This window comes from Gilvimarinus polysaccharolyticus (assembly GCF_001187555.1).
Lineage (GTDB): Bacteria > Pseudomonadota > Gammaproteobacteria > Pseudomonadales > Cellvibrionaceae > Gilvimarinus > Gilvimarinus polysaccharolyticus.
The window spans coordinates 233,692-255,056 of the sequence record NZ_LFIJ01000001.1; the positions used below are offsets into that span (position 1 = coordinate 233,692).

Below are 21,365 nucleotides of genomic sequence, written 5' to 3' on the forward strand. Positions count from 1 at the left end.
GGTTGTCTAGCTGCATGGGTTTGTATCTTTAATCCCCTCGTACGTACCGCTGGCCCCAGCGAGTTAATACCACAGTGGCGATTCCCGCCAACAACCACATTGGCGAGAGCAAAACAGCCAAGGCAACTCCATCTATAAGCCCCATCCCTGCAATCATCCATGGAATCACGGCAAACCCGTAACCTTTGGGGTAGCGGCTCTCGAGTCGTGCAACCACGGTGACCAGCAAGGTATAACCACACTGAATCAGTCCCAGCAGGATAACCGTTTGGCTTGCGCTGCCAGTAAGAGCAAGCGCCGCAACGATATAAACCCCTAAACGGGTGGAGGCCATTAGCAGTACAGTTGCCCAGTGGCGCTTATGCCATAAATCGTAGGCGATGATTAAGGCCAGTAAGCCGGTGGCGCCCAGCACCCCACGGCTGTTGGGCGCCAACCATAACACCACCAAACCGCTGGCAAACAACGCCAAGCTTAAGGTTAATACCGCTCGGGCGTTAATCGCACCTGCGGGAATAGGCCTAAAAGGTTGTCGCTCTGCGTCCCAGTGGCGGTCGCAGTAATCGTTAAAACACATGCCGCCGGCGTAAAAGCACGACAGCGCAATAATGATCAGTAAGCTTGTGGCTAACGGAAATCCTAAACCTAAAGCCGCGCTGGTTAACGCCAGGCTGGCTATGACATTCATCCATACAGTAGGTAAGTTGCTTACCCGCCCCAGTTTAAGGGCTGTGTTTATACCGGGGCTAAGCTTCAGGGGCATGCTGCGGCTCCTCGTGCTGTGGATCGCAAGCAGTCGGTTGCGGATCGTTAAAAATATGCTGCAAAATTAAATCGCAGACATCGGTGGCCGATACCTGATGCTCGGGCAATAGCTGCGGCGCGGTACTCATAAGTACCGGGGTGGAGTAATCGCTACCATCGTAAATACCGTGGGAGCCTTTTACTTGGGTCGGATCGGTGGAGATGACATCTAACACATAGCGCATTCCCATTTTCTTTTGTGCTAAGCGACGGGCAACTTTGAGCATGGGGAATTTTAAGCGAGGGTCAAGAAACAGCTCGCAGGGGTCAAAGCCCGGTTTGCGATGAATCTCGACTTGGTGGGCAAAGTCCGGCGCGCGGGCTTCGTCACGCCAATAATAGTAGGTAAACCAACTGTCAGGTTCGGCGAGTAGTATCAGCTCGCCGGAGCGCTCGTGATCCAGCCCGTACTCGGCTCGCTCGGCCCCTACCAGCACTTTCGCCACGCCAGCGGTGTTGCTAAAGAGTGCTTTAAGCTCGGCAATATCCTCGCTGGCCTGGACGTAAATATGGGCAATTTGGTGATCGCTCAGGGCAAAGGCGCGGCAGGTGTCGTAGTCTAAATACTCGCGGCCTAGGTCGACTTTAATCGAGAGCTTACCTGCATCGCGTAAAATGCGATTGGGGTGCACGGGGCGCGAGACGGGGACAATGCCGTATTCGGATAACAGCATGACCTGACAGTCGCGGGCGGTAAAGTAATCCAGTAGTTCGCCTACTAAATCGTCGATCTCGGTTAAGTCTTTGGCAATGTCGCCATCGGGCCCAACTTTTTGTAAGCAATAATCTAAGTGTGGCAAGTACACCAATTGCAGGGTGGGTTGGTGCTCGGCCTCTATGTGCATGGCGGCATCGGCAATCCAGCGGGTGGATTTAATACTAGTTGCCGGCCCCCAAAAATTAAATAGCGGAAAGTTGCCAAACTTTTCACTGAGGGTGTCGCGCAGCTCTAACGGATAGGTGTAGCAGTCGGGCAGTTTGCGGCCGTCGGCGCAATACAATGGCCGTGGCGTTAAGGTGTAGTCAGCATCGGTAGCCATGGCGTACCACCAAAAAGTGTTGCTGCAGGTAAAATCTTTATTGCGCGCCCGTGCCATATGCCAAATCTTTGGGGCTTGAATCAGTTTATTGCTTTGACGCCAAAGCCACACTTCGTTTTGTTCGCGAAAGTACCAGCCGTTAGCGACAATGCCGTGCTCGCTGGGTAGCTTGCCGGTTAAATAAGTTGCTTGGGCCGAGCAGGTGACGGCGGGGGTAACAGGTTTAATGGTGGTGCTGCGGCCTGCAAGCGCATTGATATTGGGGGTGTGTTCACCCAGCAGCGCGCGGGTCAGGCCGACCACATTGAGCACGACGGTTCTTTGCATTTTAGGCCTCGTATGGACAATGGGTATGACGGTTGGATGTTAAATGGTGGCGAGTTAATCGAGTGGTGCGCCTTAGTTATTTAGTAGTGCTTTAACCCATGATAGTTCGCGCGCAATACTTTCACTGACCCTGTCGGTACGTAGATGTTTAGGGATAGCCGCGAAGCTGTATGTTTCAACTTCTAGAGGGATATCTTGGTTTAGCCGCGGTAACAAGTCACGTAAAAAATCCTGTGTAGTGCCACACTCGCCGAGATGCTCGAGAAAAATAGGCACATGAAAATGCACTCGACACTCATCAAAGTACTGGCCTTGTTGCAGTGCTGTTTTAAAATCGGATAGGTCAGTAAAGCGGTATAAACTATTAGTGTGTTGGCACTGCGCAACGGCTTGATGTAAGTATACGGGCTCATCAAAATTAAGCAGGTTATACATTTCACTGCCGCTTGCTTTAAGTGCACTAGATACTTGGACTTTCCCGATAGGGATATTGGCGTCGGTTAATCGCTGTAAGCAATCTTGAGCATCTTCAAACTCTACCGCCTGATGACAGCAGTCAAAGCATAGTCCAACATGTTTGTGTAGTCGCTCGGGTAAGCCCAGGCGTTTAAAAAAGCTGATGGCTTCATCAGTGGTTTCAAGCACGCACATAGGCTCGGGCTCAAGTGCGAGCACAAGTAAAATACCGGTTTGTTGCTGCAGTTGGTAATAGTGCTCGGCAACCTCGCGGATGTTTGTGCAGACGACGTCCCACTCCTCATCGATGGCGCTATTAAAGGCGGGCTTAAACGCAATAGGAACCGTCGAAATAGAAATACGTTTAGTGCTCGGCTCAAGTTTTACCGCCAGATCCCCCAAACGTTTGCTGTAATCGACTCGTTCGCGGGTGCGCCAGTCGGGCAAATAGACTTGTTCTTTTACTCGACTATTGTGAAACGTGCCGTAGGGAAACCCATTGATGGTCAGCAGGTAACAATTGTGTTGTTCGCACCAAGCGCGAAATTCGGCAATGGCGTTGTCGTCAGCCTCTAGTGCCGCTTGCTGGGCAATGCGTAGCCCCAGTGGGAATGGGGCGTTGGAGTTAAGACGTTGTTTTACCTCTAGGGCGTGGCTGTCCAAGTTGTGCATGACATCAAGCCAGTGCTCACCGGGGTGAATGTTGCTGCAGTAGGTCAGCTCGGCCATGTGCCCCCCAGCAAGTATTGGCGGCAACGCTCCATAAGCTTGTGATCAATAGTATCGACCTCTTGCGCTGCGCCTTCGCGGGTGAGCAAGGTAATGCACAATCGGCCACCTAAGTGCTCACGAAAATCTTGCAGAGCTTTGTTAATGTCCAGCGATTCAAGTGCGCTATGGGTTAAGGTAAAACCAACGCCCTCTAGGGTGGTGCGAATACGATTGAGGCTGTCGAGTTCGATCATGCCGTTGAGGTACGAATAGAGCGAGTCGAGCGCAATGCCGATGGCGACGGCCTCGCCGTGACGCAATTCACTGGCCGAGATTTCCTCTAGCCGGTGCGCGCACCAGTGGCCAAAATCCAATGGCCGGGCGCTGCCTTGTTCAAACGGATCGCCGCTGGTGCGAATATGGTTTAAGTGTAACTCGGCGCAGCGGGTAATCATGTATTCGGTGGGTTTGGGGTTAAATGCGGCCAAACCTTGGCGATTGTCGTGCAGCCAGCTAAAAAACTCGCCGTCGCGTATTAGTGCGACTTTAATGGCCTCGGCAATACCTGATACTCGATCGCGCGGCGGCAGCGTGGTTAAAAAATCAAAATCGTTAATGACGGCAAAAGGTGCGGCAAAGGTGCCTAAATAGTTTTTTCGGCCGCGATAGTTGATGGCGTTTTTTACCCCAATACCGGCATCGTTTTGTGCCAGTACCGTGGTGGGCATACGAATTAGGCGAATACCGCGATGGGCGGTGGCCGCGGCATAACCGATGGCGTCGACTACGGCGCCGCCGCCAATCACCAAGGCAAAACTGTGCCGATCGATATTTTGGCTTTGGGTGCGTTGATAAAACTCGTCCACCTCGACCGGATCCGATTTGCTGATTTCGCCACCGCGCACAATCAGAGGGGGCTCGATCAACTCCACTGTTGCACCGTGGGAGTTAGCATACAGCTGTAAGCGGTCGATGATATCGGGGTGTGCCGTCAACACGTTTTGGTCAATAACCGGCAGTACCCGATGCGGGCCGTCGCCGGCGCGCTGCAAAATGTCCCGAAGCAATGGGTTTTCGGGGGCGAGTGTATTCCGGTCAAAACAGACCGGAAACTGATACGTCATGGCAAAGCTTTGATCAATCTGCAACACGGAACACGCTCTTGTCATTAATTTTTAACAGGCTCATCGACACGCGGCTGTTGGCCACGCAGTACGGAGTTGTCGCTGTAGGATTGTGATTGGTCGATGACGGCATCTTGCATAAGTGCCTCGACATCGATTTGCCCCGATTGCGCATAAGCCGCAAGTGCGTTACCCCAGCAGGTTAGCTCAATGGCGGCGGGGTCGATGCCGCGCTCTTTCATTAAGTGGGCGGTTTTGGGGACCGACAGCGGATCGCTTACGCCCCAATCGGCCGAGCTGTCGACAATAATGCGCTCGGGGCCGTACTGGCGAACGATTTCGGTCATGCGCTCGGAGCCCATTTTGGTGTTGGGATAAATAGTAAAAGCGGCCCAAGCACCGGCATCTAACACGCTTTGCACGGTTTCTTCGTTATTGTGGTCGATTACCAACTTGTGGGGCGGAACACCCATTTCGAGGGCGACATCAATACTGCGAATAACGCCGTTCTTTTTGTCACGGTGAGGTGAGTGTACCATCACCACCATATCGTGCTCGACGGCAAATTTAAGCTGTGCTTGGTAGATAAATTCTTCGGCTGGCGTGATTTCGTCGTAGCCAATCTCGCCGATGGCAACAACGCCTTCTTTCAGTGCAAAGTTGGGTAAAATCTCTAAAACCTCGCGGGCAAGCCCTTCGTTATTGGCCTCTTTAGAGTTAATGCCAATGGCGCAATAGTGGGCAATGCCAAACTGCGACGCGCGAAAACGCTCCCAGCCGACTAGGCTTGAAAAATAATCGACAAAACTACCCACGTTAGTGCGCGGCTGGCCCAGCCAAAACGCGGGCTCGATGACGGCGCGAATACCCGCGGCGGCCATGTTTTGGTAGTCATCAGTGGTGCGGCTGACCATATGAATATGCGGGTCAAAGAATTTCATAGCTCACTCTCGCTGTTGTCGGTTACTAAATGGGCAAATTGAGTTTGATTAAGTTGACCACCCAAAGCCGCATCAATAGCGTGTGCGACTTGAATGTCTGACTCGGTTTCGGCTAGCTGTTGTACCGCCGTGTACTGCTCGGCGCGGGCTAAGCCGAGCACGATCGCGGAGCGGCTGCTGGCATCGGCGGTAGGCCATAGACACTCAGCTAAGGCACGGCTGCGCTCGGCGTGGCTGGATTCAAGGCATAACCATAAATCGTGGCTAATCACGCGGCCAGCACTGGCTCGCTCATCGGCTAGATCAAGTGCAATACGGGTTAGTTCGGCGCTACGGCGCTCGTCTAACCCGATAACGCGATGCAGTGGCAGCTCTAAGAAAAGTGCCTTAATGACCAGCTGGTTCCAGCCGGTGGCGTCAAAATGTTTAACAGGGTAGGGGTTATCCAACGCCATCGCGCTAAATACGCTCACCATATTGCTGCGGCAGCCTTCACCCGCGCGCCAAACAAATCGTTCGGCAGCCGGCAGTAGCGCTAACGCACGATACAGCGCACAGGTTTCGCCCTCGTCGGCATACACAAATAAAGACTCAAAGCTCTCTGTGAAGCTCGGCTCGGTTAAATCGTTGCGGGCACAGATCAGTGCCACCCGTAGCAGCTCCAGCAAATTCCAATGCTGTGGCGCCCAATCGGGGGCGGCGTTTTTGCAGGCTGCCAGCTCGGGCTCGCTAAGCGTAAGTGGTACTCGTTTGGCGTGGCGGCTAGCCATGGAGATAAGCGCGCTAAAGCGCGAGTGTTCGGCGCCGGCGGCTATCTCGCGTTGTGACTTTTGCCAAAAATCGAGGGCCGCGTCGCTAAGCCGTGGTTCTAGTAATTGCGCAAGTAGTATTATTGTTTGATCGGTCATAGAATTTCGCTACTTTGGTGAAGCGTCGATTATACGTAATCGCCCGAGGGTTATCGAGCTACGCGAGCAAATGCATGTTCTGTATGTGGTAACGGAGCCTGCACTGTAAAGATATGTGGCTCAGATGTTAACGTCACGGAGTTCATCGGTGTTTGCTTAATAATGGTAAGCTTGCGCTTTATTAGCAATCTTATAGTCGAGGACTGCATGATCGGTAAGATAATGGGTGGCATATTGGGTTTTGTGGTTGGCGGGCCGTTACTGGCTATGCTGGGTGTGTTTATTGGCCATATGTTTGATAAAGGCTACCGCAATCAAGCTCAAATGGCTTCCCCTGAACAGCAGGCGATCATCCGCCAGTGTTTCTTTGAGACGACTTTTACGCTGCTAGGGTATCTCGCTAAAGCCGACGGGCGAGTGAGTGAGGCCGAAGTCGAGAAAACCGAGCAATTGATGACGCAAATGGGCTTGCCTCCCGAGCAGCGCCGTGTGGCAATTAACCTCTTTAAAGAGGGCTCAGATGCCGCGTTTAGCCCAGAGGCAGTTTTGTCGGCGTTTCGCACGCGCTGTGGCAATAATCGCAATTTGGTGAATGCGCTGCTGTCGTATTTGGTGAACTTGGCGCTAGCCGATGGCCAGTTTGATGCCGCCGAAGAGCGAGTTTTGCGAGAAGTTGCGGCAGCATTGGGTATTAACGGCTTTGCCTTTGAGCAGATGTTGCGCATGATTAAAGCGCAGCATTCGTTTTCGGCCGGTGGTGGCTATCAGTCGGCCGGTGGTGGCCAGCCCCGTGGCGGCGATTTGGCGAATGCCTATGCGGCCCTCGGGGTTGATGCAAGCGCGTCAGACTCCGAGTTAAAAAAAGCTTACCGTAAATTAATGAGCCAAAATCACCCCGATAAACTTGCAGGTCAAGGCTTGCCCGAAGACGCAATTAGGGCGGCCACCGAGCGCTCGCAAGAGATTCAGGTGGCGTACGATATGGTAAAAAAATCTCGGCAGTAGGATACACTTGAAACCTGTAATCTGTGAGCGGTAATCAACGGTGCATCACCGCTCATTTTTACGTGCCGATATGCTCAATTAATTCGACTAAATCATCGGCGTGCTCTTCTTCTTGCGCTAATAAATCCTCTAAAATTCGTCGTGTAGTAGGATCTTTTTCAGCAACAAAGTTAATCATCTCACGATAACTGCTTATCGCGATTCGCTCGGCCACCAGATCTTCTTGTAGCATTTCTAGGGTGGTTCCCCCCGAGTGATAATCGCTGTGAGAGCGGTTTGATAATTCATCTGGATTCATTTTGGGTACACCGCCGAGCTGAGCAATACGTTCGGCCAATTTATCGGCGTGTTGCTGCTCCTCTTGCGCATGCTCCCAAAATTCGGCCGATGCCACTTTAGCACCGCGTCCATGGGCTGTGTAGTAATGCGCTTTGTAGCGCAATACACAGATTAATTCGGTGGCTAAGGCCTCGTTTAAAAGCTCGATGATTTGATCTTTGTCTTGCGTGAAATCTTCGGTGACGGCGCCGTTCATCATATGTTTACGTGCTAGCGCGCGGCGGTTATCCAAGTCTTTGATAAATGCGCTGTGTGTCATGTGATTACCTCTCGCTAATTGATTGATGAAAGATTTTCCGGGCATTAATGTTCAATGGTTAAGTGGTTATGAACTCTAGCGATATCGGGGTGCTTAGTGACTATTGCTTCAGCCAGTTTGCTCTGAGCTTCGTGGACTACTGAGCCCGACAGCGTGACTTCATTAAGATGGGTGTCTACATTGATGCCAATGGCGTCAATGTTAGACGATGAAAGCAGCTCGGTTTTGATCGCGGCGGTGGTCGACATGTCGGAAATATATTCCACAAAATTCCGACCTGGCTCTCGGTTCTCGTTATCCACCTGCTCTTCATCAATAGTAATTTTATTGTCGACCTCGGCAATACCATCAATCCCCATAACAATGTTTGTTGCCAGTTCCTTGTCAATTTGATGGGCGACAGCACCTGTTAATGTTGCGGTTGACGAGGATACTGTGGCGCTAATGTTGAACGGGTTTAGGTGCTCGTTTAATGCCAGTACAGCGCTTAAGCGTCCCTCTAACCAGCCATCACGATACGCTGCTTGATCGGACTCCCAGCTCTGTCCTTGATCTTGGCTGAAGGCTTGCCAAAACTCAGCGGGGCTGGGTTTGTCGGCGTAAGGGCTTTTAGTGTTGGCGCCGATAGCCGTTGATACCGAAAATGCTGTGACTAACGCGGCAGAGGTTACGGGCACGATCATTTGAATAAATGAATTGGTATTAGGGCTGTGCATGAGATTTGCTCCACGGTGAAGTCTATGGTTTGTCGTAAGACAAAGTTCAAAATAAGTTGGTGACCTGTTATGCGTAAATCGTGCCAGCGACCTCCCAGTGTTTATTTCCAGTCGTGTGCTGGCCAGGGAGGTGCAGTCTCTACGCCGGCTGAAGCGATGTGGCTGTAGTCATGGCGGTGCTATTTAGCTCGGCTGTTGAATTTATTCTTGTCTTACGTTTTTACCGAGGTAAGGCGTTATGTGCAATTTTGTGAAAAATATACAGAAATAGAGCGTTGCGCCTAGCTGTTATTTAATGAACAGTCTTTTGCTTTGGTGTTATTTACGTATTTTTGAGCTGGTACGGTTTTCGCAACAGAGTGCCCTTTGTCTGGCCACCCTGTAGTTAGTGGCTATTTTTCCGAGATAGCCATAATGGCAAACACCTGAGGCACAAACAGTATGTCTACATCAAGCAAGCTTCCCGCAGCTACAGAAGAGTTTAATACGAGTGTTGTGGCCAATAGCGTCCGGTTAGCGCTTAAGTCGTTATCGGTTTTGGCGATACTCTACACCTTGTATTTTTCCCAGACATTATTGATTCCTATTTTTGTAGCGGCATTTATAGCACTTTTCTCAAGCCCAATAGTTAGGTTGTTGGGTGCTATATACATTCCCAAACCTGCAGCTGCATTGCTGGTGATAGGTGCTTTAATTGGCGGTCTTGGTTATCTGTTTAGCTTGCTGGTCGCGCCTGCCACACGTTGGCTGCAAGTGCTGCCAACATTGGCGGACAAAATTGCTAATGAAATGGGCGAGATGGGGGAGTCCTTCTCGGCAATTAAAAAAAGCGTGATGTCAGGGTCGACTAACGATGGCGATTCAATCGAAAAGGCTGTCGACTCGACTCTGCATTCAGTGGTCTCGGTGCTGGCTGAGACTACCGCTGCGTTTGCTGTCCAGGTGGGGGCGGTGGTGGTGATTACTTATTTCTTTCTGGTGTTTGGTGAGGAGCTTATGCGTCATGTCGTCAAAGCTCGCCGAACATTCAGTGCTAAAAAATCAACGGTCGTGGTGTTTCAGGCGGTACAAACCGATATCTCTCACTATGTTCTGGTGATTTCTCTTATTAATGTTGGTTTAGGCTTGGCGACAGCAGGTGCTATGTATCTGTTGGGGGTAGAAGATGCGCTGCTGTGGGGGGCGCTGGCGACGCTACTAAACTTTGCCCCTTATGTCGGGCCAATGTTGCTGGTAATTATTTTAACGGGGGTGGGCTTTATGGAGTTCACAAACTGGACGAGTGTGGTATTGGTTCCAGGTGCTTTTTTATTGCTTAATTTTATAGAGTGTCAGTTGGTAACGCCTACTCTATTAGGGCGTCGTTTTAATATGAACCCGCTTTTGGTTGTACTTTGGATGTTTGCTTGGGGTTGGTTGTGGGGTGCTGTGGGAATGTTAATTGCCATTCCGCTACTGGTTTTTAGCCGTATTCTAGCCTCTCACCTCGACTTGATGGGCGCGTGGGTTGGGGTGCTTGATGGCGGTTATGATGAGCCCTCTAGTAATGGGCAGAGTACCTCTGCATGCGCACCGGCTGTGTCCAGCACTGCAGAAAGTGAGCCGGTAGAGTCGTAATGCTGGTCGTGGGGTTGCGTGAATATTTATGTGTAAAAACTGCTGCGTTATGTGCAGATGTTGCAAGTAATTTAGCCTGCGATCAAAGCGGAGGCCTTTTAATTTCCAGTGTTCTCTCTGCAGGCCAATGTAATCAAGGGGTTTACAAGTTGGCACGTTGTTTGAGTTATAAACACTGTAAGCTGCTAAAAACGATCTTTGGTAACGCAGCATTAACCGTAAAGGAGAATAGCTATGTTAGGTTACGCAATTTTATTTTTTGTTATCGCACTTGTGGCCGCGGTGTTTGGCTTTGGTGGCATAGCCGGTGCCGCTACCGGTATTGCACAAATATTATTTGTCATCTTTTTAGTGCTGTTTATTCTGTCACTTATTTTCGGTCGCCGTCGCAAGCTTTAGTATTTTAATCTATGACGGCGTAGTGAGTTATTGGCAGTGAGGGGCGTTGCCCAATCAGTAATGATCCCGCTGCCGTAAAGTTCGCAAGATCAAGAGGAATTTGAAATGGCTACACAAACCAGTAAGTCGAGAAAATCTAGTAACAGCCACGCAGAGGAGGTCACTATGTCTGAAGCAATTGATCAAATTAAAGATGCGACATCAAGTGTTTACGACGCGGTAGGTTCAATCGGGTCGGCCGGCGCTGCCGGTGCTCGAGTCAAGGTCGAAGAGGGTAAAGTACGGGCGCGTGAATACGGTGATCGCGCCGAAGACTTTGTCCGTGAGAGTCCTTTGGTAACCGTCGGTGTTGCCTTTGCCGCAGGTTGGTTGGTGTCTCGTTTATTAAAATCCTCCAGTAAAGAGTAGTGCCTTATGGCACATCAAAGCGTTAATGATAAGAGCGGGGCCAGTAAGCCCCGCTCAGTTGATTCTGAATCGTGCTCGAAGCCTACAGAACCGTCCAGTGATGCAGCCGGTAATCGTATAGCGCAAGAGTTTCAGCAGGCGATCGCTATAGGTGATGAGCTGATAGGAAGCTTAAAAGCCTACACTGAGTTACTTGGCCTAGAAGCTTTGTTGGCGTTTAAGAGTATTCCTGCCTTGTTGGCCAGTTGGTTATTGTTGTTGCCTGCAATGCTGTTAACTTGGTTGTCTTTTTCCGCCTTATTGGCTTGGGTAGGTTTCAGTGTTAGCGGGATTCCGGTTGTTGGCTTTGGTGTATTTTTTGTTATGCAGCTGCTTTCGCTGTTGGTATTGTGGTTTTGTGTAAAACGTTATCGTCGACGCCTGAGCTTGCCTGAGTCTCGGCAGCAGTTAAAAACCTTTATTCAGGGAGTGCGCCATGAGTTTAGTCAATCGAATCCAGAGCAAAAGTCTAGAGCTCAACCACCGGAAAGCTAAATTGGCTGAGATGATCAGTGTTGAGTATGGCGATGTTGATCGCCGTTCATTATTTTGGGGTGCCGTAGGTGGGGCGGTAGTGGCCGGTTTTCTTGCCGAGCGTCTAGCGCCTAGCAAAAACCTACCCCGCACACTTTTACGTTATAGCGGTTTGAGTTTAAGCCCCTGGCATTGGTTAGGTTAGCTTGCGTTAGGTCTCGTTAGTCTACCCACTTAAGCTTAGCCCAGCCAGTTTATACGCGGTCTAAGCGGTACAGTGCAGTTGCACTGTGTATCGTCAATAGTCCAGCGCGACTGTGCCAGAGGCGAGTAATTGACCTGTGAGGGTTTCGCTCTGTGAAGCAAGACCAAGATAAAGTATCTAATCAGAGTTTATAGATGCAAATGTCTGCGCAAGGAAAGAGAAAAGGTGTAGCATTAGCCGTTGGAGCAGCGAGCTTAGACGCTGGATTAAAAATTACGAGGATGACAGTGTGGCGCAAATTTTACTGGTTGACGATGATTTAGGCTTTTTAGAGGCGACTACTGAGCTTTTGGAGCTTCTTGAGCATACTGTGGTATCGGCCAGTACCGTCGCCCAAGCGCAGCAAGCCGCAGCGGGGCGCTCTTTTGACCACGTCATACTCGATTTGATTATGCCTGATGGCAGTGGTTTGCATGTTCTGGACTCTATAAAGAATCGTGATCAAACCAGTGTGACATTAGTGACTGGTCATCCATCGGTAAAGTCTATTGTCAAAGACCTTTATGGCCCGAATATATCGTATTTAATCAAGCCCATAGATCTGGCGCAGCTGCAATCGTTATTTGCCACTGATGATAGTGATCATGAGTTAGACACAGCATTGCATTTTGGTCACTTAGTGGGTGAATCCGCTCCGATGCAAAAACTGTATCAGATGATCGAGCGAGTCTCAAAAACCCAAGCTAATGTCTTGTTAATGGGTGAAAGCGGTGTCGGTAAAGAGGTGGTAGCCTCGGCCATTCATGCCGCGACTAATCCTAAAGGCGGCTTTGTGCCTGCTAACTGTGGTGCGTTTACTCGAGACCTGATTAGCAGTGAGCTGTTTGGTCATGAAAAAGGCGCATTTACCGGAGCCACTCACCGCAAAGCGGGCTTGTTTGAGCTGGCCGATAAAGGCACCTTGTTTTTGGATGAGATCACCGAGATGCCGATTGATCAGCAGCCCAATTTATTGCGGGTGCTAGAAACTCATAAAGTGACGCGCTTAGGGGCTACCAGCTCGATTGACGTTGATTGTCGAGTTGTCTCGGCTACTAACCGTAGCGAAATGGATATCGCTGAGCAGGGCTGTTTACGCGAAGATTTGTATTTTCGGTTGGCGGTGTTCCCAGTACATATTCCGCCATTACGCCAACGTGTCGACGATATTCCACTCTTGATTGAGTATTTTTTGGCGGCGTTTAATCGTCAGTATAAGGCTAGCGCTAAAATAGACCCTAAGGATATGGCGCGTTTACAGGCATACGATTGGCCCGGTAATATCCGAGAATTGCGTCACGCAGTACACCGCGCATTTATTATGGCTGACCCCGACACCCAGCTGTTGGTGTTACCCGATGATTTGTCGTCGCCTTTTTCTAAGGTGGGTGATCAAAAACATGCCGGGATCACTGTGGGGAAAACAGTTGAAGACGTAGAGCGAGAGCTGATCGAATCAACTTTAGAGCATTTAGACGGTGACAAGAAAAAGGCCGCTGAAATGCTGGGCGTAAGTTTAAAAACGCTCTACAACCGTTTAAATAGCTACGCTGAAGAATAATACAAAATACAATATAACCATGGCGAGGACTCTTATGAGTAGTGACACACAGCGTTTATTCCACGATGTGCGAAACCCGCTCAATAATATTTCGGTTAATGCCGAGCTTGGAAAATTAACGCTAGAGCGTACAAATGATACTGAAAAAGCCGTTGTTATTTTCGAGCGTATATTGCAAGAGTGTCGCCGTTGCGACGAGGTTCTTACTGAGCTTCGTGATCAATTAGTATCCGGCGAGCAACCATCTGCGGTATCCAGCACTCATCCTGGAGATGACACTTGATCGGTTTTTTTCATGAAGGCCAGAAACTCTCTGGTCGATCGTGGTTGCTGGTATTGCTCGCATTGGTGATATTTTTTATTGTTAGTATGAGCACGGCTTATCGCTCGATAGGTGTGATGCATGAAAACAATAAAAGTGTTACTAATACCCTAGAAGTGTTAGCGCTGATTAAAGAATTAAAAGTTGAGTTGATCAATGCCGAGAGCGGTCAGCGTGGGTATTTGTTGACCAGTGATGGCCAGTATCTTAAACCCTACCATGATGCTTTGGGTAAAACGGATGAATTACTCGCATCGTTGTCTGCTGCGACGACGGAACTTCCGGTGCAGCAAACTCGCTTTAAAAACGTGTTCTCTATGATCAATAAAAAAATTGATCATATGCAGGAAACGGTATCTTTGGTTCACGCCGGCGAGCGCCAGCAGGCGGTAGATCGAATTCGCTCCGATGTGGGCGTGGGCTTAATGCGCGAACTTAGTGAGTTAATAGATGCAATGGAGGCCGATGAGCTGTTGCTGCTATATAAACATCGCGGTGAGTCTCAGCAGGATCGTCAATTTATTTTACAATCGTTGTTTGCGACTAATATTTTAGGGCTAGTATTATCGCTCGTGATTTTTTTAGCAGTTTATCGCAGCTCACGACGAGTCAGCACCCTTTATGCACAGATTGAACAAGCCAATAGCCGGTTAGAGGATAAGGTTGAGGAGCGTACCTTTGCTCTACAGCAATACTCTGACGAGCTGCAACGCAGTAATCGCGAGCTAGAGGAGTTTGCGTTTGTGGCATCGCACGACTTGCAGGAGCCTTTGCGTAAAATTCGTGCTTTTGGTGATAGGTTGCTTAAAAAGTACAGCAGTGAATTGGGTGATTCTGGGGCTGATTATATTGCCAGGATGCATGCCGCGTCTGAACGTATGTCCCATCTGATTGATGACTTGCTTAGTTTCTCTCGGGTAACCACGCAACAAAAACCGTTTGAGCCGGTTGCTTTAAATTCAATCTTAAAGAGTGTGCTGGACGATCTTGAGTACGCGATTGATGATACTGAGGCTGTAGTTGAGGTGGGCGATTTACCCGAAATAGACGCCGATAAAACTCAGATAAGCCAAGTTTTTTTGAATTTGCTGGGCAATAGTCTTAAGTTTCGCCGTCCTGATGTTGCACCCATTGTTAATGTGTATTGTGAAGCTCTGGATGCAGAGAGTGTGCCGGATGAAGATGGATCTGAGCCTCGCGATTGGATTCGTTTAGTGGTTAGTGATAATGGCATAGGCTTTGACACGCAATATAATGATCGGGTTTTTAGCTTGTTTCAGCGGCTGCATGGCCGTGATCAATACAGTGGCACGGGTATTGGCTTGGCATTGTGCCGTAAGATTGTTGAGCGCCATGGCGGCACTATTGTCGCCGAAAGTGAGGTGGGGGTAGGGACCCAATTTATTATTACAATGCCAACCAGTCAATATGAACTGATAGCCGTAGGGGAAGACCTTTCATGAATATAGAAAAGAAACCGTTAGTTATTTTGATGGCTGACGACGATGCTGATGACCGATTATTAACCGAAGAAGCATTGGTAGAAAGTCGTGTGCTTAATGAGTTGCATTTTGCCGAAGATGGCGTTCAGCTTATTGAGTATCTAAAAGGTGAGGGTGAATTCTCCGATCGCAGTAAATACCCTATGCCGGGCTTGATTTTGCTCGATTTAAATATGCCGAAAAAAGATGGCCGAGAAGCGTTGGCCGAGATTAAAGGTGACCCAGCTCTACGGCGTATTCCGGTCGTTATTTTGACAACATCTAAGGCCGAAGAAGACATGATAAAAGGCTACGATTTGGGCGCAGCGTCTTATATTTCTAAGCCGGTAACGTTTGACGCACTGGTCGATTTGATGCGCACCCTAGGTAAATACTGGGTGGAATTTGTCGAGCTACCATAGAGGCCTTGCATAGTTTTTATGAAAGACGTAAAGCTGCTTATTGTCGATGATGATGAAGATGATTTTTTACTCGCCCGTGACTTGCTAGATGAAATAACAACGGGGCCTTATTTTCTTGATTGGGCCTCAAGCTACGAAGAGGGCCGCGAGCACCTGCGTAGTAATGTTCATGATTTATGCTTGATGGATTATAAACTTGGTGCTCGAGACGGCATCGAGCTGTTGGGCGAGGCGCAATCGTTGGGCTTTACTGGCCCGATCATTTTGCTCACAGGGATGCATCAGGGCGAAGTCGATATGCAAGCGCTGCAAGCGGGCGCGGTAGATTATCTGGTGAAGGCCAGCCTTAGTGCCGAGCAGCTGGCTCGAGCCATCCGCTATGCGTTGGCACGCCGGGAGATGGAGCGTGAACGAGTAGAGCGATTAAAGGCGGAGTCGGAGAATCGTTCAAAAAGTGAATTTTTAGCCCATCTAAGTCATGAACTTCGCACACCGCTCTCGGCGATACTTGGTTTTACCGAGCTGTTGTTAAATACTAATAAAGACGTCGAATCGGCCGGCCACTTGCGAGTAGTGCACCGCAATGGTCAACATCTACTCGGATTGTTAAACGATATACTCGATTTATCAAAAATTGAGGCTGGTAAGCTTGAGTTGGAGCCTCAGCAGGTTTATCTGTCGTCTTTTTTAACTGATATTTATTTCTTAATGCGCGGCGCGGCCATCGATAAAAATCTCGATTTGTTTATGGAAACCCCATCACCGCTGCCACGCCGAATTGTCACAGATCCTACGCGCTTGCGCCAAGTGTTGTTAAATTTAATTGGCAACGCGATTAAATTCACCAATCATGGACAGGTCATTGTCAGAGTCGAAATGGCCACTAACGATGACGTGGAGCAATTGCACTTTTGGGTCATTGACTCCGGTGTGGGGATTACGCCCAAATCTCAAATGGCAATATTTCAACCGTTTGTTCAGGCAAAAGATTCTTATGCACCATCTCAAGCCGGTACTGGGTTGGGGTTGGCCATTAGTCGTCAACTGGTCGAGCGTTTGGGTGGGGCTATTGAGGTAACCAGTGAGCCAGGCACGGGGAGTACTTTTAGTTTTTATATTGCGACGGGTGAGGTGCCTCTTGCTGATCGTGAAATGTTTACCCTCGAATTTGATATTGAGCGCGGCCCGTTAAGTGAAGCGCCCAGTTTAAGTGGGCGAGTTTTAGTGGTCGATGATTTGCGTGATTTGCGGATGTTGATTGGTCACTTCGTAAAAATAACCGGCGCAGAGGTTAGTTTTGCACACAATGGTGTAGAGGCGCTGGACCGAATTAAATCGAGCAAAATGCAAGCGGCCCCCTACGATTTAGTGTTAATGGATATTCATATGCCGGTTATGGGGGGGCATGAAGCGGCGCAAAATTTGCGTTTGAGCGATCAAACTACACCGCTTGTAGCCCTAACTGCTGCGCATATGAAAGGCGATATGGACGCTTGCTTAGAGTCCGGTTTTAATGGCTACTTAAGCAAGCCTGTTGATCAAACCCAGCTGCATGGTTTATTGCAGCGTTACCTGAAGATGGCGGTGGCTTTACCTGCGGCCGATGCGGAGCCCGCAAGCGCTACCTCTAAGGGGAAAAATCAGCCAGTTATTATGGTGGTCGAAGACAATCCCGATGCATTACTGGCAACCACCGGTTTGCTGGAGCTACTGCATTGGCGAGTATTGGGTGCTGGGTGCGGCGAAGAAGCGCTGGCATTATTGGAGAATGAATTGCCCAGTATTATCTTACTGGACGCTAATCTACCGGATATGGACGGTTATCAATTGGCGCAATCTTGCCAGTTACGGGCTCCATCCGCGCGCTTGATTTTAGCCAGTGGCGAGCCGTTAGACGAGGTGCGAGCGAAACAATCGGGAATAGAGTTTGGCCTGTTAAAGCCATTGTCATTGGCAGCGCTGGAGCAGGTGCTTAATTAACCGTATGTTTTTTTGGGTGTGACTATGGTTATTTGTAAGCCGTCGTTTTAGCCGTGTAAAAGTTGCAAAAATACCGCTTAACAAGCATGAAATGATGCGTTTAACCCGCTTAATACGGTTAAATAATAGTTGGCACGCTTCGCGCATATAGTAAAACACGTAACGCTAGCTATGGGGCTGATAGGCACCGCGCCGTGTAGTTAGAACGAAAAGCGAACTGCCAATACCTAGGAGCAAAAAATGAAAGTAATTAAAAATTTGTTGTTAATGATGTTGATTTCCGCCCCATTGATGGCTTGCGACACAAACGATGGTGGTGCTGAAAAATTGGGTGAAAAGCTAGATAACGCCGCAGAAAGCACGAAAGATGCGGTGCAAGATACCGCTGATAAAGTTGGTGATGGCGTTGAAGATGCTTGTGAAGAAGTATCGGGCGAAAACTGCTAATTCTGCACAATTTGGTATGTAATAAATAATACCAAAATAGTGTGGCGCAGTATAAACGGTGGTGTACTCTATAGTGCATCACCGTTTTTTTATGTCTTAATCTATTGATTTTGACCGATTCCAAAAGAGTTAATTTTATGACACCTCGTCGTTACGTGATCGGCCGTTTGATGTTGGTATTTTTGTGTGGGCTTTCATTCAGTTCAGCCGTAATGGCTGTGCCGAGTCTAAATGTTGGCTTTGGCGACAGCTCTGCTGCCTCAAGTATGCAGTCGTCAAGCGCGAGCTCTAAATCCGGCGCTTGTGATGATGGTTCCTGTGAAGACAAATCAGAGTCTCCCCACTCACTGTCGGTCGATATTAATAACGTTATTGATGTTGATAAGGTAACCGACAGTTGGGAGGGTAGTGTCGAGTCGGCACTTAAGCGATTGGGTTTTGAATCGACGGTGTCTGGGCGGGGTTTAGCCACAGGGGTAATCGTTTTAATTGCTGTGGCTGTTGTTGTTTTTTGTCGCTGGGTGTTAAGGAATATATTTTCTCGCTTGCGTGCAGCCCGCAAGCGTTTTCGTTTTAATCACCGGCGTTTAAAGTTTTACCAGGGTCTAATAAATATTATCGTTATTTTGTTTGTTTTTTTGTTTGCGGGTATGGCGATATTGGTGGTGGGCTGGGGCGGTGTTGCAGAGTTAACCGTTAATGACGCGGTTATGGCATGGTTTGAAAGCCTGTTTAGTTTTTTAATTGCACTTATTATTGCCGTTATTTTATTTGAGTTGCTATCGGCTGCGGTAGAGCATTATTTTTATCGATTAGAAAAGCGAGGCAGCTCTCGGGTTAATACTCTTGTGCCAATTGCACGTAATACACTTTATGGTGTTGTGTTAGTCATATTTGGCATTACGGTTATCTCCGAGTTAGGCATTGATGTAACCCCCATTTTGGCCGGTGCAGGGGTTATAGGTATCGCAGTAGGGTTTGGTGCTCAAGCATTAATTAAAGACGTTTTGAATGGCTTTATTGTTATTTTAGAGGACTTAATTCAAGTAGGCGATATTGCCTGTGTGGGTGAGCGAACAGGTTTGGTCGAAAAGATAACGCTACGTAAAGTCCAGCTTCGAGATTTAGATGGCCGCGTCTATACCGTGCCTTTTAGTGAGATTACTGTTATTGAAAACTACACCAAACACTTTAGTTACTATTTGTTCAGTGTTGGCATTGCCTATCGCGAAAGCCCTGATGAGGTGATAGACGTGTTGACCGCTGTAGGCGCTGAGCTGCAAGCAGATGAGGCTTTTAAAGATCTTATCTTAGAGCCACTAGAGGTGCTGGGGGTTGATGCGTTTGCCGATAGCGCCATTATGATCAAAGCTAGAATCAAAACACTGCCGATTCAGCAGTGGAAGGTAGGGCGAGAGTTTAACCGGCGAATGAAATATGCTTTTGATGCGCATAATATTGAGATTCCCTTTCCACATCAAACGCTGTATTTTGGTGAAGATAAAAATGGCCACGCACCCGCTGCGCGAATTATGGTCGAGCGTATGACCGCCGCAGATGACGAGGCCGGAGCCGAGCTAAATGCTAAGGCCGAGGGTGATTCAGACGATCGGCAGGCTAAAACGTCCGCCACCACCCAGGCCAAATCATCAGTCACCGCGCAAGGCGCGCAACAACATTCATCGAATGATGTGGTTGATTCTGACGGTGCTCGTACAGAGTCTTAGCTAGGCCATAAGCTTGAGAGCTGGGTTAAAATTAAAGAGGGCGTATATTATGGACTCACAATAATCCGCTTTTTCAGCCGCTATACGATTGGTATTGTGACGCTGTGTTGTACTGCTGTATTGCGTTAGATCAGTTTTAGATAAATTTTGGAGAGTTACTTGTCGTTTATATGCAGTTTTAAACGTTATGTCAAAGCAGTATTGCGTTTGTGTGTCACTTTGTTTTTGTTTGCTGCCATTACGGCTCAGGCGCAAGTGTTGGTACGCTTAGCTGAAAAAAATGTTCAAGTACCGGCGATACTTCCTGCTCTTACCTCGGTGGCGCAAGCAGGTTTTGTCTATGAGCCGGTATTTAACAGCAGGATGTACCTCGTTGAGGCCGGAGTAGGTCACAGCGAAACGGTTATTTTAGTGCATGGCTTGGGTGAAAACGGCTACCGAGATTGGCGTGCGGTTATTCCCGCGTTGGCACAGCGTTATCATGTGTTAGCGATGGATTTACCGGGTTTTGGTTTGTCTCAAAAGCCCAGTGGCCGGTATTCACCTACTCAATACGCGCGAGTTATACAGTGGTTGGTCAGTCAAACCGGGCAAGAGCGTGTCTACTTAGTGGGGCATTCTATGGGAGGCGCGGTAAGCTTGCGTTACGCCGCGAGTTTCCCCGAGACGTTACATCGGGTTGTACTGGTTAGCGTAGCGGGGGTGTTACAGCGCGCTGCCTTTTTAAGCCATTCAAGCGCGCTGCCGATAGTAAGCGACGGGGTTCCGTACATCAATAAGCTACCCACTCCAATAAAGGATATGGCCGGCGAGCAGTTGCGAGACTGGGGTAGCCGGTTATTAAGCTATGCCGAACGTTTGCCTGACCCTATGGCCGTGTTGCACGCCAGCGATACGGCTTGGTCGGGATTGTTGGGGGATCAGCCCAATGCCAATGCAGCGTTGGCCTTAGTCGGAGAAGATTTCACCCAGGCCTTTGATCAAGTTGCTATGCCCGCATTGATTGTTTGGGGTGATCAAGACCCTATAGCACCGCCGCGCACAGGAGTACTGCTGGAAGGCCAGCTGCCAAATGCTAAGCGTGTAGTGTTTAACAACACTGGACATGTACCTATGTCGCAGGCCGATAAATTTAATACATTGCTGCTCGACTTTTTAACCGCCCCTATCGAACCTACCCAACAAGATAAACGACCTTTGTCGAGTGGTGACTTAACCTGCCATAACTTGCGCGATCAACATTACACTGGGGTTTTTAATGCGATAGATTTACGTGGCTGCAACGGCGCGGTGCTTGATACGGTTCAGGCCACCTCAATTTATATTGCCGATTCCGATGTCGAGCTGCGCAATGTAAAAGTGCTATCGCAACAAGTGGCTTTAACGGTAAATCAATCGCAAGTTACTATGACTAACGGCGAATTGATCGGTCGCAAGGGTATTGTTGTCAGTGCCAGTCAGTTGGATCTAGCGGGTGTCACGGTGCGGGGCAGCGAGTCGGCGGTGAGCGCTACCGAGCCATCAACTGTTATATTCTCGGTCAGTAATATTCATGGCCCGACGATCAATCGTGCGGTACACGGTGTGTTTGAGTTGGGCTCAGAATAGCTGAGC

22 protein-coding genes are annotated in these 21,365 nt (G+C 49.0%); 14 read left to right on the plus strand and 8 right to left on the minus strand.

All coding sequences use genetic code 11. The features are described 5' to 3' along the window. Nucleotides 1–28: 28 nt before the first annotated feature. The 6 genes from GILYN3_RS00950 to GILYN3_RS00975 form a co-directional block, all read right to left on the minus strand. Nucleotides 29–763, minus strand: coding sequence for a UbiA family prenyltransferase (locus GILYN3_RS00950; protein ID WP_049721118.1), 735 nt, complete (start codon nucleotides 761–763; stop codon nucleotides 29–31). Then, nucleotides 747–2,171 (minus strand): alkaline phosphatase family protein, encoded by a 1,425-nt coding sequence (locus GILYN3_RS00955; RefSeq protein ID WP_049721119.1) that lies wholly within the window; start codon nucleotides 2,169–2,171, stop codon nucleotides 747–749. The genes GILYN3_RS00950 and GILYN3_RS00955 overlap by 17 nt, the downstream gene beginning before the upstream one ends. A gap of 72 nt (nucleotides 2,172–2,243) precedes the next feature. Further along, the gene (eboE, locus tag GILYN3_RS00960; RefSeq protein WP_049721120.1) at nucleotides 2,244–3,356 is read right to left on the minus strand and encodes a metabolite traffic protein EboE; all 1,113 of its coding nucleotides are present in this window, start codon (nucleotides 3,354–3,356) and stop codon (nucleotides 2,244–2,246) included. Then, on the minus strand, nucleotides 3,344–4,489 hold the full coding sequence (locus GILYN3_RS00965) for a 3-dehydroquinate synthase (protein WP_198147254.1): 1,146 nt from the start codon (nucleotides 4,487–4,489) through the stop codon (nucleotides 3,344–3,346). The genes eboE and GILYN3_RS00965 overlap by 13 nt, the downstream gene beginning before the upstream one ends. Nucleotides 4,490–4,506: 17 nt before the next feature. Further along, nucleotides 4,507–5,403 (minus strand): TatD family hydrolase, encoded by an 897-nt coding sequence (locus GILYN3_RS00970; protein WP_049721122.1) that lies wholly within the window; start codon nucleotides 5,401–5,403, stop codon nucleotides 4,507–4,509. After that, nucleotides 5,400–6,311 carry an EboA domain-containing protein gene (locus GILYN3_RS00975; protein WP_049721123.1) on the minus strand — a complete coding sequence of 304 codons (912 nt, stop codon included), beginning with the start codon at nucleotides 6,309–6,311 and terminating at the stop codon, nucleotides 5,400–5,402. The genes GILYN3_RS00970 and GILYN3_RS00975 overlap by 4 nt, the downstream gene beginning before the upstream one ends. A gap of 207 nt (nucleotides 6,312–6,518) precedes the next feature. Here GILYN3_RS00975 and djlA point away from each other — a divergent pair, with 207 nt between their 5' ends. After that, nucleotides 6,519–7,316: a co-chaperone DjlA gene (gene djlA / locus GILYN3_RS00980; protein ID WP_049722499.1), complete on the plus strand. Its 798-nt coding sequence runs from the start codon at nucleotides 6,519–6,521 to the stop codon at nucleotides 7,314–7,316. Between the two features lie 58 nt (nucleotides 7,317–7,374). On the opposite strand, the gene GILYN3_RS00985 is transcribed toward djlA, so the two are convergent. After that, nucleotides 7,375–7,914, minus strand: coding sequence for a ferritin-like domain-containing protein (locus GILYN3_RS00985; RefSeq protein WP_049721124.1), 540 nt, complete (start codon nucleotides 7,912–7,914; stop codon nucleotides 7,375–7,377). Nucleotides 7,915–7,958: 44 nt separating this feature from the next. Next, nucleotides 7,959–8,630: a BON domain-containing protein gene (locus GILYN3_RS00990; protein ID WP_049721125.1), complete on the minus strand. Its 672-nt coding sequence runs from the start codon at nucleotides 8,628–8,630 to the stop codon at nucleotides 7,959–7,961. A 441-nt stretch (nucleotides 8,631–9,071) separates the two neighbouring features. On the opposite strand from GILYN3_RS00990, the gene GILYN3_RS00995 reads away from it, so the two are divergent. The 13 genes from GILYN3_RS00995 (at nucleotide 9,072) to GILYN3_RS01050 (ending at nucleotide 21,359) form a co-directional block, all read left to right on the plus strand. After that, nucleotides 9,072–10,247, plus strand: coding sequence for an AI-2E family transporter (locus GILYN3_RS00995; RefSeq protein ID WP_084004993.1), 1,176 nt, complete (start codon nucleotides 9,072–9,074; stop codon nucleotides 10,245–10,247). Nucleotides 10,248–10,481: 234 nt separating this feature from the next. Then, nucleotides 10,482–10,646 (plus strand): DUF1328 domain-containing protein, encoded by a 165-nt coding sequence (locus GILYN3_RS16415; protein WP_084004995.1) that lies wholly within the window; start codon nucleotides 10,482–10,484, stop codon nucleotides 10,644–10,646. 165 nt (nucleotides 10,647–10,811) lie between these two features. After that, the gene (locus tag GILYN3_RS01000; protein WP_232305486.1) at nucleotides 10,812–11,054 is read left to right on the plus strand and encodes a hypothetical protein; all 243 of its coding nucleotides are present in this window, start codon (nucleotides 10,812–10,814) and stop codon (nucleotides 11,052–11,054) included. A 6-nt stretch (nucleotides 11,055–11,060) separates the two neighbouring features. After that, complete coding sequence (locus GILYN3_RS01005) at nucleotides 11,061–11,588, plus strand: hypothetical protein (RefSeq protein WP_049721127.1); 528 nt, start codon at nucleotides 11,061–11,063, stop codon at nucleotides 11,586–11,588. A 1-nt stretch (nucleotide 11,589) separates the two neighbouring features. Beyond that, complete coding sequence (locus GILYN3_RS01010; protein WP_049721128.1) at nucleotides 11,590–11,772, plus strand: hypothetical protein; 183 nt, start codon at nucleotides 11,590–11,592, stop codon at nucleotides 11,770–11,772. A 289-nt stretch (nucleotides 11,773–12,061) separates the two neighbouring features. Then, complete coding sequence (locus GILYN3_RS01015) at nucleotides 12,062–13,372, plus strand: sigma-54-dependent transcriptional regulator (RefSeq protein WP_049721129.1); 1,311 nt, start codon at nucleotides 12,062–12,064, stop codon at nucleotides 13,370–13,372. Between the two features lie 34 nt (nucleotides 13,373–13,406). Continuing rightward, nucleotides 13,407–13,655: a histidine kinase dimerization/phospho-acceptor domain-containing protein gene (locus GILYN3_RS01020; protein WP_157484824.1), complete on the plus strand. Its 249-nt coding sequence runs from the start codon at nucleotides 13,407–13,409 to the stop codon at nucleotides 13,653–13,655. Continuing rightward, on the plus strand, nucleotides 13,652–15,157 hold the full coding sequence (locus GILYN3_RS01025) for a sensor histidine kinase (protein ID WP_049721130.1): 1,506 nt from the start codon (nucleotides 13,652–13,654) through the stop codon (nucleotides 15,155–15,157). The genes GILYN3_RS01020 and GILYN3_RS01025 overlap by 4 nt, the downstream gene beginning before the upstream one ends. After that, nucleotides 15,154–15,597 (plus strand): response regulator, encoded by a 444-nt coding sequence (locus GILYN3_RS01030; RefSeq protein ID WP_049721131.1) that lies wholly within the window; start codon nucleotides 15,154–15,156, stop codon nucleotides 15,595–15,597. The genes GILYN3_RS01025 and GILYN3_RS01030 overlap by 4 nt, the downstream gene beginning before the upstream one ends. Before the next feature lie 18 nt (nucleotides 15,598–15,615). After that, nucleotides 15,616–17,577: a response regulator gene (locus GILYN3_RS01035; RefSeq protein ID WP_049721132.1), complete on the plus strand. Its 1,962-nt coding sequence runs from the start codon at nucleotides 15,616–15,618 to the stop codon at nucleotides 17,575–17,577. 240 nt (nucleotides 17,578–17,817) lie between these two features. Continuing rightward, nucleotides 17,818–18,024 carry a hypothetical protein gene (locus GILYN3_RS01040; protein WP_049721133.1) on the plus strand — a complete coding sequence of 69 codons (207 nt, stop codon included), beginning with the start codon at nucleotides 17,818–17,820 and terminating at the stop codon, nucleotides 18,022–18,024. A gap of 137 nt (nucleotides 18,025–18,161) precedes the next feature. Next, nucleotides 18,162–19,751, plus strand: a complete 1,590-nt coding sequence (locus GILYN3_RS01045) for a mechanosensitive ion channel family protein (protein WP_049721134.1) — start codon at nucleotides 18,162–18,164, stop codon at nucleotides 19,749–19,751. A 159-nt stretch (nucleotides 19,752–19,910) separates the two neighbouring features. After that, complete coding sequence (locus GILYN3_RS01050) at nucleotides 19,911–21,359, plus strand: alpha/beta fold hydrolase (protein WP_049721135.1); 1,449 nt, start codon at nucleotides 19,911–19,913, stop codon at nucleotides 21,357–21,359. Nucleotides 21,360–21,365: the final 6 nt, after the last annotated feature.

Coding starts and splice junctions, on each gene's coding strand:
- GILYN3_RS01040 (WP_049721133.1), top strand. CDS start 17,818: ATGAAAGTAATTAAAAATTTGTTGTTAATGATGTTGATTTCCGCCCCA.
- djlA (WP_049722499.1), top strand. CDS start 6,519: ATGATCGGTAAGATAATGGGTGGCATATTGGGTTTTGTGGTTGGCGGG.
- GILYN3_RS00975 (WP_049721123.1), bottom strand. CDS start 6,311: ATGACCGATCAAACAATAATACTACTTGCGCAATTACTAGAACCACGG.
- GILYN3_RS01000 (WP_232305486.1), top strand. CDS start 10,812: ATGTCTGAAGCAATTGATCAAATTAAAGATGCGACATCAAGTGTTTAC.
- GILYN3_RS01020 (WP_157484824.1), top strand. CDS start 13,407: ATGAGTAGTGACACACAGCGTTTATTCCACGATGTGCGAAACCCGCTC.
- GILYN3_RS00990 (WP_049721125.1), bottom strand. CDS start 8,630: ATGCACAGCCCTAATACCAATTCATTTATTCAAATGATCGTGCCCGTA.
- GILYN3_RS00950 (WP_049721118.1), bottom strand. CDS start 763: ATGCCCCTGAAGCTTAGCCCCGGTATAAACACAGCCCTTAAACTGGGG.
- GILYN3_RS01035 (WP_049721132.1), top strand. CDS start 15,616: ATGAAAGACGTAAAGCTGCTTATTGTCGATGATGATGAAGATGATTTT.
- GILYN3_RS00970 (WP_049721122.1), bottom strand. CDS start 5,403: ATGAAATTCTTTGACCCGCATATTCATATGGTCAGCCGCACCACTGAT.
- GILYN3_RS00955 (WP_049721119.1), bottom strand. CDS start 2,171: ATGCAAAGAACCGTCGTGCTCAATGTGGTCGGCCTGACCCGCGCGCTG.
- GILYN3_RS00995 (WP_084004993.1), top strand. CDS start 9,072: ATGTCTACATCAAGCAAGCTTCCCGCAGCTACAGAAGAGTTTAATACG.
- eboE (WP_049721120.1), bottom strand. CDS start 3,356: ATGGCCGAGCTGACCTACTGCAGCAACATTCACCCCGGTGAGCACTGG.
- GILYN3_RS01030 (WP_049721131.1), top strand. CDS start 15,154: ATGAATATAGAAAAGAAACCGTTAGTTATTTTGATGGCTGACGACGAT.
- GILYN3_RS01005 (WP_049721127.1), top strand. CDS start 11,061: ATGGCACATCAAAGCGTTAATGATAAGAGCGGGGCCAGTAAGCCCCGC.
- GILYN3_RS00985 (WP_049721124.1), bottom strand. CDS start 7,914: ATGACACACAGCGCATTTATCAAAGACTTGGATAACCGCCGCGCGCTA.
- GILYN3_RS01045 (WP_049721134.1), top strand. CDS start 18,162: ATGACACCTCGTCGTTACGTGATCGGCCGTTTGATGTTGGTATTTTTG.
- GILYN3_RS16415 (WP_084004995.1), top strand. CDS start 10,482: ATGTTAGGTTACGCAATTTTATTTTTTGTTATCGCACTTGTGGCCGCG.